The sequence below is a fragment of the Vibrio sp. 10N.222.55.C6 genome (assembly GCF_041473395.1).
GTDB lineage: Bacteria > Pseudomonadota > Gammaproteobacteria > Enterobacterales > Vibrionaceae > Vibrio > Vibrio crassostreae_C.
On sequence record NZ_JBFRSD010001023.1, the window covers coordinates 1 to 357 of the forward strand.

The 357-nt window shown below is 48.5% G+C and carries 1 protein-coding gene; it reads right to left on the reverse strand.

Annotation, left to right across the window (positions count from 1 at the left end):
- Window positions 1–88: 88 nt before the first annotated feature.
- Window positions 89–357, reverse strand: a 269-nt coding sequence (locus AB4486_RS27365; protein WP_372119936.1) for a CBS domain-containing protein, incomplete at its 5' end; no start/stop codon positions are given.

A 357-nucleotide genomic window follows, 5' to 3' on the forward strand; every position in this document is an offset into this window, starting at 1 on the left:
AGGATTGACCCCAAGGATCACTTGCAGGTTGAGCTGGAGGAGCCGATTGAGACCATGGGTCATTATTTGTTTGTTCAGACGACATGATCTACCCCTTATCCAATGTTTGTAACAGTCGTGACTTAGTCACCACGCCAAAGTAATTACCTTGCTCATCCACAACAGGCACTGAGTAAGGCACACCACCAACTAGGCCAAGCACATCATTGATTGGTAAATCAGGGTTCAGCGTTAGTCCATCATCGAGCTGTGCGCTGATGAGTGATTTGTTCTCTTTGTGGGCTTTACGAAGCGAGTCGATAGAGACAATGCCGGAGTAACGGCTGCTCTTCTCAACTACGATGCCGTACTCGCGGT